Genomic DNA, 15,929 nt, shown 5'->3' with positions numbered 1-15,929 from the left:
AGGCCGCCGCGGTCTCAATCTGGCAGACTGCATCCATTATGCGTGCGCGAAATACTATCGTGTGCCCATCCTGGCGACAGATAACGAATTTCGCGAAACCGACCTTGAAACAGTTCCGTGAGCGGACAAGGTTTTATGTTCAACCAGTTTCCTGACGACGCAGATGGCGGGCAATTAGTTTCGCTTTGATTGCCAGTCGGAAATCTGCTGCTCTAAATCTGCGCATCTTCATGCAATCAAAAGCGACATTGCGGGCAGCCCCGCCAGCAGTTGATTCTAATTCTGCCCAGTGTAAGCGAGTTGTTAATCTTAAGTATTTGTAATCTTTATAGTATAAATTTCTCACCTAAACAGTGACCGCCTCGATCAGGATGTGCCAACAGACGCCCTCCCTAATAGGCTCGGATCCCGTGTCATCATCCCTCCAACAGCCCCAGAGATTTCCCCCGCATTGAGATGCGAGGGAAGTTTCGCTCCCACAAAGATCAAGAGTGCGTAATCTTCGTTCCGAGGACTTTAAGACACTCGCGCATGAACGCGGCGAGTCCAGTCCAGCCCTTGGCAGAAACCATGTTGCCATCGACAAAAGCCTCCGTCGGCTTGACATCGATATATGTTCCACCCACAGCCGTAACTTCGGGCTCACACGCACCGAGACCAGCGACCTTTCGCCCCTTCAACACGCCGGGCACGGCCATAAGAATCTGCACGCCATGGCAGATTGTAAAAATCGGTTTACCCGTCTCGTGGAAATGGCGGACCATGGCTTGAATGCGCTTGTCTGTGCGGATGTATTCCGGGCCGCGACCACCCGCCGCGTAGACAGCGTCATATTCTTCGACGCGGACCTCAGAAAAGGTCTTGTTGATGTCGGCATAGTGACCGAGTTTTTCTGTATAGGTCTGATCGCCTTCGAAATCGTGTAACGATGTCTTAATTCGATCTCCGGCCTTTTTGTCCGGGCAGATCACGTGCACTGTATGGCCCACAGCCTCCATCCCCTGCTGGAACACGAAAATCTCGTATTCCTCAGTGAACTCGCCGGTCAGCATGAGGATCTTCTTACCGCTCATGTCATATCTCCTGTTTTCTTTGTGGGGGTGGTGCCCGGTTCGCCGGGCACCGTTGAGGGTCAGAAGGGGGATGCGGGGAAGTAGAATTGATCGGCGTTGTCAGGGGTGATCAGCGGTGCTCCCAGTAGGAAAGAACCCCGCACCGGAGCCTGGCCATTAAACTGGGCTGCAGTCATGTAGATGGCCGATTTGATCATAGACGGCGGATAGGGCGTCGAGATCGGCGTACGCTCGTTCTTTTCCTTCACCATCTCTATGACCTGCTTCATGCCGTTACCGCCAAGAGCGTATTTGATGTCCTTACGACCGGCGTTGTCGACGGCCTCAATGACGCCCAGCAGCATGTCGTCGTCGTTCGCCCAGACCGCATCAATCTTCGGGTACTTGGCAAGGTAGTCCTGCATCAACTTGAAGGCCTCGTCCTGATTCCAGTGCGCATACTGGATATCGAGGATCTTGATGTTGGTTTTGGCGATGACATCCGAGAAGCCCTTGATCCGCTCGTCGTCAATGACAGTCGGTATGCCACGCAACACGACGATCTGCCCCTCGCCGCCGAGCTTATCGGCAAGCCAATGACGGCATCCATGACAGGCTCGATCGCCAGCATTGTTGCGACAATGTCTGCTTTTTTGCGGCCCTTGTCCCACTTGCAGATATTCCGGAATCCACCCCAATCCCATCCGTTCTGCTGTGGTTTCCGCCGCCAACCGCCTTTCGACGTTTTATCATATGTGGCATATGTCGCGTCTGACCGCCGTCTTCAGCGTAGCCGTGCTTTAGAGCAACGGAATTTGACTAGCGGTTGCCATCGCCTCGGCCCGGAGGCTTTTCCAGAAAGGCATTCGCAATAAGCTGCGAAAGGTGATCCACGCGCGGCGCAAAGGAACGTTGATCGCCCAACCAGGCAAGTGCCGCCATCAACGCGAAGAGATCAGTTCCGTCGACATCGGTTCGAGCCATCCCCTTGGCCTGAGCCCGCTGAAGAAGTCGCGCACCCGCCGAACGGACTTCGGTGCATGACGCATAGAGCGCGGAATCGGGATTTTCCAGCGCAGCCGCCATCAACTCGACGATGCCTCCATAGGCCCGGGTGAATGCAAGCCCATCGTGAAACCATGAAACAAGCGCGACATCGGGCGCGTCCGACGTTTCAAGTTGCCTCGCCTGCTGCGTGAGTTCCTCAAGATTCGTGCGAAGCAATGCTTCGAGCAATGCCTCCCGCGTTGGGAAATGACGGTACAGGGTGCCCAGCCCAACTTCCGCGCGACGCGCAATATCGCGAAGCGACGTGTCGGCACCATGCTCAGCTACGGCTTCACGAGCGATCGCAAGCAAGTGGTCATAGTTCTTTTTTGCGTCGGCGCGCATGGCATCCCTTGAAAACGGAACACTGCTCCGTATATGTAGAGCATCGCTCCGTTATAGCGTGTATCATCGACAAAAGGAACAAGCATGTCCAACAAACTTGATCTCTCGAAGGAATTTGAAGGCCGCAAAGTGCTGGTGACCGGCGGCACGCGCGGGATTGGCGCTGCAATCGCTCAGCGCCTTCTCGACGCTGGCGGCGACGTCGTCGTCGTTGGGCGGGCACGCACCGACGACATCCCCGCTTCGGCAAAATTCGTCGCCGGCGACGTCAGCACCAACGAAGGCGTCAAGGCGATTGCCGCACAGGCGCTGGCGGCCCTTGGCGGTCTGGATATCCTCGTAAACAACGCGGGCGGCTCCAAGGCATTTCTGGGTGGTTCCGAGACGATCCCGGACGAAGAGTGGCAGCGCGATCTGGCACTCAACCTTCTTGCAGCCGTTCGCTTGACCAACGCCACGCTCCCCGCACTGAGGTCTTCGAAAGCGGCTTCGATCGTAAACATCTCATCGACAGCGGCGACGATACCCTTCCCTTTCGACGTGCACTACGGTGCCGCCAAGGCAGCACTGGATTATTATTCGCGCACGCTCGCGATCGAACTGGGCAGCAGTGGCATCCGGGTCAACGTGGTAACCCCCGGCCCTATATCGACTCCGAATTCCGACGAACTGCGCAAGCAGCTTCCGATCTCCGGCGATGAATGGAACCAATACGTCCCGCTCGGCCGCATCGGTGCACCCGAGGACATCGCGGAAGTCGTAGTGCTGCTCGCGTCGGAGCGTGGCAAATTCCTGACGGGCGTGAATTACCGTGTCGACGGGGGCATGACGGCCCGCTGATTTGAGGTGACAGGCGGTCATTTGAAGACTGCCTGTCCCGCCTCACGCGGCAGGATAGACTATTTCAAGGCCCCTCATCCGAAGGGCGGCTTTCGCGACTGTATTGCGCCGCAAGCCGCCTGTCCGCTCCCGCCCCCATTGCGGACGTCGAACCAAGTGCGCGGTTTCTCCGTAAGCTGACACAAGCGTTGACCTTCGGTTTTTAACGTAATCTGAGCTAAACGGCGAGCAATCCTTCAGTCAATGAAAAGGAGCAAAATCTTCAGGTCTAGCGGTGTTTCATCATTCCAAACGCACCCAATCCATCGCCTCCAGAACATAGGGCGCAAACAGGAAGTCGCGGATTGTGTTGATCCTATCATTCCGCCAATTGACCAACACAAAATGTGCCGGCGCCGCTGCAGCATTGCCTTCGAAAACCAGCATGGCCGGTCGGCCTTCGATTGCGCCGAACGAGAAACGCCATTTAGCTTCTTCGGCATATCGCGTGAAATATACGCCGATCCTATCACGCCCTTCCAGCCTAAGCCGGTTCACCAGGTCTAGTTTCACGTCTTTAGCGAGTATGGCGCGAATGGCGTCGAAATCGCCGCTGCGAAACAGCTCGACGAATTCGGACATCCGTTGCCGCTGGGCATCCAGCATCAACGGCAGACGCGCGTCGGAGGGCATTTTTGCAAGGTAGCGCAAGGTCGAACGCCCCCTTTGCAGCGCCGACTTTGCAGAAGCGGGGGTACAATCTGCGATGTTCGCAATCTCCTCAATCGAGTGTCCAAGCACGTCCTTCAAAATCACGGCGCAGCGTTGCATCTCGGGCAGTTGCAAAAAAGTGTGAAAGCTGATCGCGAGCACGTCCACTTCGGGCATCGACGCGGATTCGGCGTCTTCAAGCAGCGGCACTACGACAGTTCGCGACCGACGGCGGAGAAGATCGATGCACGTATTGTGGGCGACCCGAAAAAGCCAGTTTTCGAGATTTTCCACGTAGGCGCGGCTAGCGCGCGCTCCGAGTGCCTTCACTATCACGTCCTGCAATACATCTTCACCGTCAATAGTCGATCCGATCATGCGCGCGCAATAACGATGGAGACGCGGCCTAAGCTCGACCAGTTTCGCCTCGAAGTCATTGTCGCTCATCACAAACAGTTCATCGGGCAAGTTAAATCTCCTGAGATTCGAACGTGAGAATTTGTACACCCGTTTCATCGGGGGCGAATAGCCGGCGATCCGCAGCACAGGCACGACCTTCTGGGCTTGCGATTGCCTCTTTCAACGCGGCCAAGTCTTGGAAATAGACAGTTCCAATCAGGAACACATCATCCGGGCCGGCAACAACCGAAATGGGCCGTTTACTGACCTCGTAGCGTAGGACGCCTGGCATCTTCTTCGCCAACGGGATGTGCGTTTCGAAATAGTGCCTTTCGAATGCCCCTATATCGGCAGGGGTCTTATAAAATGCAACGATCTTGGCCATGGCGGCTCTCCCTCTTATTGGACATACCAAAGACGAAGAAGCAGCCGGAATCGGATCGCGTCTCTAAGTTTATTTCACGCGAGAACCCATGTGCCGTTTCCGATTGCTGGACCGACGCATTTCCAGTCCGACTGACCAAAACCCGTCAGTCGGCTATCACCCCAAAACTGTCGATCCGGTTCGGTTATCGCCAAGAGATTGCCGATACGGTCCGCGATGGCCACTATGACAGTTTCCGACCCATCAATGCCGGCCAACAGGTGGCGCTGCGGCCCCGGAAGTTGTCGAGTGCAATGACGGATCGGCACGCCGCTTGACGATCGACGTCAATTCGTCCGTATGGCGGGTTCCCCATTCACAAAGCTGGATGAGGGCTTGTGCGAGGCTGCTACCGAAGCTGGTGAGCGAATACTCGACCCTGGGCGGGATCTCGCCAAAGTCGAGACGGTCGATGATCCCGTCCGCCTGCAACTCCTTGAGCTGCTGGATCAACACCTTGTCGCTGACCTTCCCGACCGCACGGCGCAGTGCGCCGTAGCGCAATGCGCCCTGCATGAGGTGATAGAGGATCAGCGGTTTCCACTTGCCGCCCATCACAAACAGGACCGCATCCAGACCGCAAGTGAAGGGACTTGTCATTACACGCGCTCCATCAAATTATGGTACTTACCAAATGGTGCATACTAGAATAACAGGCGGTGTTCCCCTAGTTCAACCTCTCCACAATGAAGGAGAACGAGGTTGTCATGGGCAAACTAGAAGGAAAGATCGCTGTCATCACCGGCGCCAATAGCGGCATCGGCCTCGCTGCTGCCAAGCGGTTCGTGGCCGAAGGCGCCCACGTCTATATCACGGGTCGTCGGCAGGAGGAGCTCGACAAAGCGGTCGCGGAGATCGGCTCCGACGTGACGGCGGTGCAGGGCGACGTGTCTCGACTGGAAGATCTGGACCGCCTTTTTGGGACGGTGCGCGCCAAACACGGGCGCATTGACGTGCTGTTCGCCAACGCGGGCGTGGGCGAGCTGGAGCCGCTAGGACAAATTACGGAAGCATCCTTTGATCGGACGTTCGGCGTGAACGTTAAGGGCGTTGTTTTCACTGTGCAGAAGGCCCTGACGCTCATGGGCGACGGGACGTCCATCATACTCACCGGCTCGACCACTGGAACGATGGGAACGCCGGCCTTCAGCATCTACAGCGCAACGAAAGCGGCGATCCGCAATTTGGCGCGCAGCTGGGCGTTGGACCTAAAAGGCACGGGCGTTCGCGTGAACGTCCTGTCGCCTGGGGCCACAGCGACTCCGGGTCTGCACGGCGTTGCGGTGGCCGGTGGAGAAGACGCGATCTATGAGCAGCTGATCGCCCAGATCCCTTTGGGGCGGATCGCCGATCCCGACGACATCGCTGCAGTCAGTCTTTTCCTTGCATCTGACGATAGCGCCGTGATGACCGGAAGCGAGATCTTCGCGGACGGCGGCATGGCTCAGGTCTGATCCGTTAGCAAAGCAGGTCGAAGCACGAACGGCGGCTCTTTCGCATAGCGAGCCGTTCGCTGCCGGTCTATTTTCCACCCCTTCACGAACGTTAGCAGCAAAAGGGCGGAATGATCGCTTCGGAGTGCGTGTGAACTGTACGGTAATGTCTGCAATTGGGTGCGAAGCGGATGCAACATCTTCTCCATACTCAGGGCGATGAGTAACAGGGGCGGCTTCTATTACTCATAAACTTATGTTAATAAGAGCGATAGAAACGGGTGTTATCGCTCATGCCTTGGAACTGGACACAGCCTGATTGGCCGCATTTTCGCTATGACGCGTCTGCACTCGCGGTACTGGAACAGCGATTTCTGCTCACCTCCGGCGAAGTCATCGGCGCTGTGCGTCACATCGATCCCGACGACCGCGACCGGTTGCGCATCGAACTCTTGAGCGACGAAGCGGTTAAGACGAGCGCGATTGAAGGCGAAACACTGGACCGTTTGAGCGTCCAGTCGTCGCTGCGGCGACAACTTGGCCTGGACGCGGATCGGCGTTCAGTGCAACCGCGTGAACACGGGATCGCGGAAATGACGGCCGACGTTTATGGCACCTATGCCCTGCCGCTTGAGGACGCCACTCTGTTTCGGTGGCATACCATGTTGATGGCAGGCAGCCGGCATCTGGAAAGTATCGGTGCTTATCGTAGTCATTCCGACGCCATGCAGATCGTCTCTGGCCAGTTGGATCGTCCGACGATTCATTTCGAGGCACCGCCGTCAGCTCAGGTGCCAGACGAAATGCATCGGTTCATATCGTGGTTCAACGAAAGCGCTCTGACCGGCGGTACGCCCCTCCCCGCGCTCACCCGCGCCGGGCTTAGCCATTTATGGTTTGAAAGCATCCATCCATTCGAGGACGGCAATGGGCGGCTTGGTCGCGCACTGGCCGAGAAAGCGCTCGCCCAATCGCTGGGACAACCGAGTCTGATCATGCTCAGTTTTACCATCGAACAGCAACGGAAGGCCTATTACGATCAACTGGAAATCCATCAGCGAACCCTCGACGTCACTGAATGGTTGGTGTGGTTTTCCCAGATTGTTCTGACGGCTCAACAAACGACACTTGATCGCGTCGCCTTTTACATCGCCAAGGCGCATTTCTACGACCGGTTCAGAGGAGCGTTCAATCCCCGTCAGGAGAAAGTCATTGCGCGTCTGTTCGAGGCGGGACCTGAGGGCTTTATCGGTGGTCTTAGCGCAGACAATTATCTCGCTATAACCCGCACGTCGCGCGCTACCGCCACCCGCGATTTGCAGGATCTGGTCGACAAAGGGGCCTTGACGCGCAGCGGTCAGCTTCGTTTCACCCGATACGCGCTGAACTGGGGCAGACCGCGTGGGGAATTCTGATTTAGAGTCATTAACAAGCTCGACCCGTTCCTTGTAAACGACGTAGCTCCAATTCCAGATTGCCAGTCAAAAGAAGCAAGTTTCGAATATTGTGCCTGTTAGTTCTTTAAGCTAGCCAGGCACGTTTCCTATTCGCTGCCTCAATTATTTGGACTCGGGCTAACCTGATACCGCAATGCATCCACGATGATTTTGAATGCTGGCGAATTTTGGCGACGCGTGGGATAGTAAAGGAAATACCCGTCGAAGAAAGGTGACCACTCGTCCAGGACCAGAGCCAATTCACCGGAAGCGATTTGTCGCTCTACGATGTTCTCGGGCACATAAGCTATTCCATAACCACTCACCGCTGCATCGATCATGGCGTAGGAGTTGTTGAAAGTGAGTTGCCCGTCGACACGAACGCGTAATTCCTGATCACCCTTTTCGAATTCCCAAGCGTAGAGCCCACCTGCAGACTCATGGCGCATATTAATGCAACGGTGGCTCACAAGGTCTTGTGGATGTACCGGTATTCCATGCTTAGCCAGATAGTCCGGCGAAGCGATTGCAACGAGGCGCGAGTCAGGCCCAATCCGAACCGCAATCATATCTCTTTCGAGGCTCTCGCCCAAGCGCACACCGGCATCAAAACGTTCCTCGACGATATTGCGGAAAGTGCTATCAAGCACAAGCTCCACGCTGATATCGGGATATTTCTTAAGCACTGGCTTCAGCTTCGGCCATACAACGCTCTCCAGCGCATGATCCGAAAGCGTCAGTCTGATCGAACCGGATGGCTTGTCGCGAAACGCCGTTAGTGCCGCGATCTCATCCTCGATCTCGGCCATGCGCGGGGTTATGGTTTTGAGCAACCGTTCGCCGGCGGGAGTTGTGATAACATTCCTGGTCGTGCGTGTCAGAAGGCGAATACCCATGCTGCTTTCAAGCTGTTTAATCGCATAGCTGAGGGTCGATTGCGCGACGCCAATCCTTGCAGCCGCTTTGGTGAAGCTGCGCTCCTCGGCGACGATCCTGAACCACGTCAGTTGATTGAAATCCGTTTTCTGCATGGGCCCTCTTCACGTCTCTGCTGTGAGATTAATCGATCCCATCGATTGATCCAATCAAATTACAGCGGGTAATCGGTCGTCGACAGATCGGTTATAACCACGTCCAGACATCAAATATCAAACAGGAGCACGCGAACGATGGTTTCTGCGGTGGAAAATGTCGGCAGCAGGCCCACTGCCTGGGGTGCCGTCCTGTCGATGGCGCTATGCGTAGCGATGCTGATTGCCTCGGAATTCATGCCCGTCAGCTTGCTGACACCGATGGCCGAAGGGCTGCATGCAACCGAGGGTCAAACGGGTCAAGCAATCTCCATCAGCGGCTTGTTTGCCGTCATCGCGAGTATGCTCGTCACCACTGCCGCGGGGAGATTGAACCGGAAATGGGTACTGATCGCGATGACAGCCTTCATGCTGCTGTCCCTGGTGCTGGTCGCTGCCGCACCGAACTTCCTCGTTCTGATGGCTGGCCGTGCGCTGCTTGGCATATGTATCGGAGGCTTCTGGGCGTTGGCTACAGCCGTCATCATGCGACTGGTGCCAGTTGAAGACGTACCGCGCGCACTCGCTTTGATGTATGGCGGGCAGGCCATTGCCGCAGCATTTGCAGCACCTGTCGGCAGCTATCTCGGTGGTCTGTTTGGCTGGCGTGAAGTTTTCTGGGCACTGACGCCGATTGTTGTCGTTAACCTCGTCTGGCATGCAGTTGCGCTTCCCTCACTGCCCGCACACCAGAAGCAGGATTTCCAGGCGATGTTCAGCTTGCTGAAGCGCCCGTATTTTAGACGCGGCCTGCTCGCCTGCATGCTGTCCTGGGGCTCGGCCTTCACCATGTTCACCTATTTGCGTCCGTTTCTGGAAAACGTGACAGGCGTGAACGTCACAACCCTTTCGGTCCTTTTGCTACTTTTGGGTTGCGCCGGGTTCATTGGCACCTGGGCGGCCGGTCGTTTCGTCAAAGGCAATGTGGCGTCGTTTTTGAAACTGCCCGCATTCGTCATGGGCAGCGCCACTGCCGGGCTTCTGCTGTTTGGGTTCTCGGTTGTTGCTACGGGCCTCTTCATGGCCATTTGGGGCGCGATGAACACCATGTTTTCAGTCATCTGGATGACGTGGATGTCGCAAAACGCCGACGATATGCCCGAGGCCGCCGGCAGTTTGATGGTCGCCGCGATACAGACCTCAATCTTGCTCGGCGCAATCATCGGTGGGCTGCTACTGGATGGCATATCGATCGAAGCGACATTCATCGGCAGTGTTGTGCTGGCCGTCTTAGCAATCGCGCTCATTGGCAATGGCCAGCGTCTGCTGAAACAGTGAGTCATTTGATATGAACAGCTTTTTACTGATCTCACGCCGTCGGATCCTTGCGGTAACTGTCGCTAGCCTTGTCATGCCGCCACTTCTCCGCCTGTCATCAAGTAAAGCTCAAGCCCAAAATGGAGTTACCATGCGTCTCAGACTGACTTTCGCCGATCAGAATTTCACGGCGACGCTGGAAGACAATAAGGCGGCACGGGAATTGTTCGCGATGATGCCGCTTAAACTCGATATCGATGATTACTCGACCAACGAAAAGATCGCATATCTGCCGCAAAAGTTAAGCGATGATGGCGGTAAGCATTTCGAAAACGAGGCCGTCGGCGATCTTTGCTATTACGCGCCCTGGGGCAATCTGGCCATGTTTTACGGCCCTTACCATTGGTCCCGGGGTCTCATCCGGCTTGGCCGGTTGGATCACGGCGCTACGCCACTGCTGATGCGCGGGAAGTTTCCCCTCCGTATCGAAGCGCTGACCTGAAGCACAGCAATGAATGCTCTGACGAGCCGTAAGGAGACCTTGGCATGACCCGGAAGACTGACTTTGAAATCTCACACAATCCGGATGACGCAGCAGATGAAGGGCGTCGTAAACTGCTAAAATTGGCAGGCGCCGGCGTCGCCATTCTTGGCACAGGGACATTTCTCAAAACTCCCACCGCAAAGGCTCAGGACATGTCACAGGCTTGGGACAAGGTTTTTCCTAAAAGCGAAAAAGTCGATCATCAAAAGGTTACATTCAGGAACCGCTATGGCATCACATTGACTGGCGATCTCTACCTGCCGAAGGACCGTACGAACAAACCTCTGCCAGCCATTGTCATCAGCGGTCCATTCGGCGCCGTCAAGGAACAGTCTGCGGGGCTCTATGCTCAGACTATGGCCGAGCACGGCTTCGTAACGCTGGCTTTTGACCCATCCTTTACTGGCGAAAGCGGCGGGGAGCCCCGCAACGTCGCTTCTCCTGATATCAACACCGAAGATTTCATGGCGGGTGTCGATTATCTGGGCCTGCATCCTACGGTCGACCGCGAACGCATCGGTGTTATCGGCATCTGCGGATGGGGCGGCATGGCACTGAACGCCGTGGCTGCTGACAAGCGCGTGAAAGCTGTGGTCGCCAGCACGATGTATGACATGACGCGCGTGATGTCGAATGGCTATAATGACACTGTGACCCTCGAACAGCGCACGCAGGCGCTGGAGCAGCTCAGCCGACAGCGTTGGGTCGATGCAGAAAAGGGCGCCCCGGCCTATCAACCACCCTATAATGAATTGAAAGGCGGTGAAGCACAGTTCCTGATTGATTACCACGCTTATTACATGACACCACGCGGCTACCACAAACGCGCAGTGAACTCAGGCAACGCATGGACGATCACGACACCGATGTCGTTCATGAACATGCCGATCCTGAACTACATCAAGGAAATTGCGCCGCGACCGGTGCTGTTCATCCACGGTGAAAATGCCCATTCACGCTATTTCAGTGAAACGGCTTACGCTAATGCTGCTGAACCAAAGGAGCTTATGATCATCCCTGGTGCCAGCCACGTCGATCTCTACGATAGGGCCGACCTCATCCCATTCGACAAGATCACCGATTTCTTCAATCAAAATCTTGCTGCTTAACTACCAAGCGCTCCGGCCAATAGGACTTCTACGTTCTCTTTCGCGTAGATGCCATTCATGAAAAGCATTCATAGACCCATGTTGATTTGTGCATCTAATCAGAAATCCTGCCTGCATTTATAGAGTGATAAGTGACGAGTTTTCGCGGTACAATCGTCGATGACGATGTTGACCACGCAATGAATGTCAAAAAAGGGGCTTCACGATGCTGGGAACCATTCTCTACTCACCAGGCAGCGTACGCTGTGAAGAAATAGCAGAACCAACGATTCTTTATCCGACTGATGCTATCATCAAGCTTTCAGCGACATGCGTTTGTGGTTCTGATCTCTGGCCGTATCGCGGGCTCCAGAATATGAGCGGCCTGCAACTTATGGGCCATGAATATTGCGGCGTTGTTATCGAAGTTGGTAGTGCCGTAAAGACGATCAAGCCAGGTCAGTTTGTCGTTGGCTCCTTCTGCCTTTCCGACAATACCTGCCCGCATTGTCTGGCCGGTTTCCAATCGTCATGCGAACACCGTGAGTTTATGACAGGTGCTCAGGCAGAATATGCGCGCGTTTCCTTAGCGGATGGTACACTGGTTGCTACATCAGAGGTGCCTGCCGACGATCTCCTTCCAAGCTTGCTGGCTGCTTCCGATGTCCTGGGAACAGGCTGGTATGCAGCGGACGCGGCCCGTGTTCAACCGGGCTCAACAGTCGTAGTCGTCGGTGACGGCGCAGTCGGCCTGATGGGCGTGCTCTCTGCCAAACAGATGGGTGCGGAACGGATCATCGCCATGAGCCGTCACAAGTCGCGCCAGGAGTTAGCGCTGGAATATGGTGCGACCGATATTGTCGCCGAACGCGGCGAAGATGGAATCGCCAAAATCAAGGATTTAACGAAAATGGTCGGCGCCGACTCCGTTTTAGAATGTGTTGGCACGCAGGAATCGATGAACCAGGCGCTGCAGGTCGCTCGTCCAGATTCCGTGATCGGCTATGTTGGCGTTCCGCACCGCGTGCAGTTCGATGGCCAGTCGCTGTTTTTCTCGCAGGTCGGCATGCTTGGTGGGCCAGCGCCAGTCCGTCGCTTTTTGCCACATCTCATTGATCTCGTGCTCGCACGCAAGATTAACCCCGGCAAAGTCTTCGATCTGGAATTACCCCTCTCGGACGTCGCGGAAGGCTACAAGGCTGTGGACGAACGCCGTGCTATCAAAGCGTTTCTCCGCGTTTAGCACATAACTTGGCCACGCTACACCGGCGTGACTATGGATAGAAAAATTTGCTTAAATTTAAATATGAACTCTTGGAGCAGCCGCATTTGCAACGATCCAGCTCTCATCTTGATGCAAAAGATATTCAGAAGAGTGACTTATCACTGTAAGAGATGACAAGCTATTATCATTACACCGCATCTATGCAATCATAATAATTCATTCCAAATAGAAGGAATGGCCGGTTCCCGTAATGTGATTGTGCCTGACCATTTACTTCGTGACACATGGAGGCAAGCCAAATAGCCATGAAACTCCAGATCAACGATGAAATCTTCGATGTCAATTCTGATCCGGACACGCCGCTATTGTGGGTCATTCGCGATGAACTTGGCCTGACAGGTACAAAGTATGGCTGCGGTCTTGCGCAGTGTGGCGCCTGTTCCGTGCTCGTCGACGGCGAGATCATGCGCTCCTGCGTGACGCCCCTCGACAGCGTTGCAGATCGGAAAATCACCACGATTGAAGCAATAGAAAACGATGACGTCGGCAAGCGCGTCATTGCTGCATGGATTGCACATCAGGTGCCTCAGTGCGGTTACTGCCAATCAGGTCAGGTGATGGCTGCGACTGCTCTCCTGAAAGAAACCGCCAATCCAAGCGAGGACGACATCGCTGCAGCAATGATCAATCTGTGTCGCTGCGGAACTTATAATGCGATTAAAGCGGCGGTCAACGACGTGGCAGGTCGCAAGGAGGCATCGCTATGAACGAGGTCTTTCGCAAACTTGCCCTTGAGACAGAATTGCCGACTGACGGGCCGGTCAACCTTTCCCGCCGTAGTTTTCTGATGGCATCAGCCGGTGTAACTTTTGGGGCGCTTGTTATCGGCTTCGGCCTCCCCATTCGCACCGCCCAGGCACAGGCAGCGCCCACCAAAATTATTCCAGGCACACGCGTGCCGGCCTTTCTCGAAATCCGACCGGACAATACCGCAAGGCTGATGAGCCCGTTCGTCGAAGGTGGTCAGGGTATTTTTACCGCGATGGCGCAGATCGTAGGTGAAGAGCTCGACCTCGATCCCTCGTCCTTCACAGTCGAAAACGCGCCTGCCGGGCCTGACTATCAGATCATTTTAGGCGGAATGCGTATCACTGGCGGCAGTATGTCGACCCGCCTCGGTTATGACACGATGCGCCACATTGGTGCATCGGCTCGCATGATGCTGATGCAAGCCTCAGCCGCGCGTCTCGGTGTTCCAATCGGGGAACTGACGACGGAGCCCGGCCGCGTTATTCATGCGGCCTCAGGTCGGGAGCTGTCCTACGGCGAAGTTGCGGCCGATGCGCTGGACCTTCCAATCCCGACGGCGGACAGTGTTACGCTCAAGGACAAAAGTCAGTTTCGCTGGATTGGCAAGTCAGTGCCGCGTCTCGATGTCCATGACAAGTCAACCGGACGTGCGATCTGCGCCATCGACTGCAAGGTCGAGGGTATGCTGCACGCAGCAGTCCAGCACGCGCCACGCCTTGGAATGCATGTCGGCGCGATCCGCAATGAGAATGCCGTCAAGGCAATGAACGGGGTCCACTCAGTGCACCGGCTTCCAGGCGCCGTCGCGGTGGTTGCTGAGCGATGGTGGACGGCCAAACGCGCCGTCGAAGCCCTTCAAGTCGACTGGCAGGAAGCCAACGGAAAACCCGCCGTCGAAGGCGGTCGCGTCATGCCCGCCGATTTCTCCACTGCCGCTTTCGCCGATCGTTTGGCCAATGAGCCGGGCAATGGCAAGGATGCCGAAACCGAAGGCGATGCAACCGGCGTGCTTGCCGCGGCCAAGGACATTGTATCGGCGACCTATCATAGTCAGTATCTGAACCATGCCCAGTTGGAGCCGCCATCAGCGCTTGCACGATTCAATGATGACGGCAGCCTCGACGTCTGGATGCCGAACCAGGCGCCTGAAATATTTCAGGCTGATATAGCCAAGACCACAGGTCTCGACCCGGCCAAAATCAATATACATAGTCCGTTGCTCGGCGGCTTTTTTGGGCGGCACTTCCTCTATGTGGCGGGCAGTCCCTATCGACAGGCAATCCAGCTAGCTAGGGAAACCCGCCGACCGATCAAGCTGATCTGGAGCCGGGAGGAAGAGTTCCTGCGCGATACGCTTCGTCCAATGGCAGCGGTGCGCTTCAGAGGAGCGCTTGACGAAAACGGCATGCCGAGCGCAATCGAAGCAATCAGCATCACCGAGGGGCCATCGGAGGGCATCAATGGCCACAATCCAGATAAACTTGACGAAACGGCCGTCGAAGGTCTCACCGGCAAATCCTATGCCATCGCTAACAAGCGTATTGCGCAGCTTTATGTCGAGAACCCGACCATGCTGGCCTACTGGCGCTCTGTCGGCAATTCGATGAACGACTTCTTCTATGAGTGTTTTCTCGATGAGTTGGCCGATAAAGGAGGCAAAGATCCTTACGAACTCCGCCTGCAGTTATTGAAGGAGAATGCTCGCCTGACCACCCTGCTAAAGGCCGTTGCAGATTTGTCAGGTGGCTGGAAACGCGGTCCATTTACAGCGGAGGATGGCTCGCGCCGGGCAAGGGGCCTGGGCATGGCATCACCGTTCGGCAGCCATACGGCGGCAATCACCGAAGTTTCCATTCGATCCGGCCAGGTCGTCGTTCACGAGGTCTGGGAAGCGATCGATCCTGGCAGCATCGTCAATCCTGCCATCATTGATGCGCAGATCAACTCGGCGGTCACGCTCGGTCTCTCCCAGGTTTTGCTGGAAGAAGCGGTTTACGAAAAGGGACAACCGGTCGCGCGCAACTACGATCTCTATCCGATCCTGCCACCCGACAGAATGCCGCGCGTACACGCGCGGATCGTGGAAAGCGGAGAAAAAATGGGAGGGATCGGCGAACCGGGCTTGCCGGCGATTCCTCCGGCGGTTGCAAACGCCGTGTCGACCCTCACAGGTCAGCGTGTGCGCAAAATGCCGCTCTCTCATTATAATTTTGAGAGCTGAAGTCTCGTTGTTGGCAGTGCGATCGACGCCGGGTTGAACACCCGGCTG

General features: G+C 55.8%; 16 protein-coding genes and 1 pseudogene. 10 read left to right on the top strand and 7 right to left on the bottom strand.

Annotated elements, in window-relative coordinates; all coding sequences use genetic code 11:
• On the top strand, positions 1-121 hold a 121-nt coding region (locus JAU75_RS20495; RefSeq protein WP_199058350.1), incomplete at its 5' end, for a type II toxin-antitoxin system VapC family toxin.
• Between the two features lie 364 nt (positions 122-485).
• Here the strand turns inward: JAU75_RS20495 and JAU75_RS20490 are convergent.
• The 3 genes and pseudogenes from JAU75_RS20490 to JAU75_RS20480 all read right to left on the bottom strand — a co-directional run bounded on the left by JAU75_RS20490 (position 486) and on the right by JAU75_RS20480 (position 2,444).
• Positions 486-1,073 (bottom strand): DJ-1/PfpI family protein, encoded by a 588-nt coding sequence (locus JAU75_RS20490; protein WP_199058349.1) that lies wholly within the window; start codon positions 1,071-1,073, stop codon positions 486-488.
• Positions 1,074-1,132: 59 nt separating this feature from the next.
• A pseudogene (locus JAU75_RS20485) lies at positions 1,133-1,648 on the bottom strand (substrate-binding domain-containing protein); the annotation flags it as partial.
• A 223-nt stretch (positions 1,649-1,871) separates the two neighbouring features.
• The gene (locus JAU75_RS20480) at positions 1,872-2,444 is read right to left on the bottom strand and encodes a TetR/AcrR family transcriptional regulator (protein ID WP_199058348.1); all 573 of its coding nucleotides are present in this window, start codon (positions 2,442-2,444) and stop codon (positions 1,872-1,874) included.
• An 84-nt stretch (positions 2,445-2,528) separates the two neighbouring features.
• Between JAU75_RS20480 and JAU75_RS20475 the strand changes: the two genes are divergently transcribed.
• Complete coding sequence (locus tag JAU75_RS20475; RefSeq protein WP_199058347.1) at positions 2,529-3,284, top strand: oxidoreductase; 756 nt, start codon at positions 2,529-2,531, stop codon at positions 3,282-3,284.
• Between the two features lie 282 nt (positions 3,285-3,566).
• Here the strand turns inward: JAU75_RS20475 and JAU75_RS20470 are convergent, their stop codons facing one another.
• The 3 genes from JAU75_RS20470 to JAU75_RS20460 form a co-directional block, all read right to left on the bottom strand.
• Positions 3,567-4,442 (bottom strand): sigma-70 family RNA polymerase sigma factor, encoded by an 876-nt coding sequence (locus JAU75_RS20470; protein WP_199058346.1) that lies wholly within the window; start codon positions 4,440-4,442, stop codon positions 3,567-3,569.
• A gap of 1 nt (position 4,443) precedes the next feature.
• Positions 4,444-4,758 (bottom strand): EthD family reductase, encoded by a 315-nt coding sequence (locus JAU75_RS20465; RefSeq protein WP_199058345.1) that lies wholly within the window; start codon positions 4,756-4,758, stop codon positions 4,444-4,446.
• Positions 4,759-5,001: 243 nt separating this feature from the next.
• Complete coding sequence (locus JAU75_RS20460; protein WP_199058344.1) at positions 5,002-5,397, bottom strand: helix-turn-helix domain-containing protein; 396 nt, start codon at positions 5,395-5,397, stop codon at positions 5,002-5,004.
• A gap of 107 nt (positions 5,398-5,504) precedes the next feature.
• On the opposite strand from JAU75_RS20460, the gene JAU75_RS20455 reads away from it, so the two are divergent.
• Together JAU75_RS20455 and JAU75_RS20450 are read left to right on the top strand one after the other, a co-directional pair.
• Positions 5,505-6,251 (top strand): SDR family oxidoreductase, encoded by a 747-nt coding sequence (locus JAU75_RS20455; RefSeq protein WP_247880565.1) that lies wholly within the window; start codon positions 5,505-5,507, stop codon positions 6,249-6,251.
• A 272-nt stretch (positions 6,252-6,523) separates the two neighbouring features.
• Complete coding sequence (locus tag JAU75_RS20450; RefSeq protein ID WP_199058342.1) at positions 6,524-7,645, top strand: Fic family protein; 1,122 nt, start codon at positions 6,524-6,526, stop codon at positions 7,643-7,645.
• Between the two features lie 140 nt (positions 7,646-7,785).
• Here JAU75_RS20450 and JAU75_RS20445 read toward each other — a convergent pair whose 3' ends face one another.
• Positions 7,786-8,697 (bottom strand): LysR family transcriptional regulator, encoded by a 912-nt coding sequence (locus JAU75_RS20445; RefSeq protein ID WP_199058341.1) that lies wholly within the window; start codon positions 8,695-8,697, stop codon positions 7,786-7,788.
• Between the two features lie 138 nt (positions 8,698-8,835).
• On the opposite strand from JAU75_RS20445, the gene JAU75_RS20440 reads away from it, so the two are divergent.
• The 6 genes from JAU75_RS20440 to JAU75_RS20415 all read left to right on the top strand — a co-directional run bounded on the left by JAU75_RS20440 (position 8,836) and on the right by JAU75_RS20415 (position 15,881).
• The gene (locus tag JAU75_RS20440) at positions 8,836-10,014 is read left to right on the top strand and encodes an MFS transporter (protein WP_199058340.1); all 1,179 of its coding nucleotides are present in this window, start codon (positions 8,836-8,838) and stop codon (positions 10,012-10,014) included.
• Between the two features lie 130 nt (positions 10,015-10,144).
• Complete coding sequence (locus tag JAU75_RS20435) at positions 10,145-10,495, top strand: cyclophilin-like fold protein (RefSeq protein ID WP_199058339.1); 351 nt, start codon at positions 10,145-10,147, stop codon at positions 10,493-10,495.
• Positions 10,496-10,539: 44 nt separating this feature from the next.
• Positions 10,540-11,646, top strand: a complete 1,107-nt coding sequence (locus JAU75_RS20430; RefSeq protein WP_199058338.1) for an alpha/beta hydrolase — start codon at positions 10,540-10,542, stop codon at positions 11,644-11,646.
• Between the two features lie 205 nt (positions 11,647-11,851).
• Positions 11,852-12,868: a zinc-dependent alcohol dehydrogenase family protein gene (locus JAU75_RS20425; RefSeq protein ID WP_199058337.1), complete on the top strand. Its 1,017-nt coding sequence runs from the start codon at positions 11,852-11,854 to the stop codon at positions 12,866-12,868.
• Between the two features lie 287 nt (positions 12,869-13,155).
• Positions 13,156-13,617 carry a (2Fe-2S)-binding protein gene (locus tag JAU75_RS20420; protein WP_199058336.1) on the top strand — a complete coding sequence of 154 codons (462 nt, stop codon included), beginning with the start codon at positions 13,156-13,158 and terminating at the stop codon, positions 13,615-13,617.
• A complete protein-coding gene (locus JAU75_RS20415) occupies positions 13,614-15,881 on the top strand; it encodes a molybdopterin cofactor-binding domain-containing protein (protein ID WP_199058335.1) in 2,268 nt (755 codons plus the stop codon). Before JAU75_RS20420 ends, JAU75_RS20415 begins: the two co-directional genes overlap by 4 nt.
• The last annotated feature ends 48 nt before the right edge of the window (positions 15,882-15,929 follow it).

The organism is Ochrobactrum sp. Q0168, assembly GCF_016427605.1.
In the GTDB taxonomy this organism is placed as follows: domain Bacteria; phylum Pseudomonadota; class Alphaproteobacteria; order Rhizobiales; family Rhizobiaceae; genus Brucella.
Note: the sequence above shows the minus strand (reverse complement) of the source record. Positions and strands in the feature narration are given on the sequence as shown.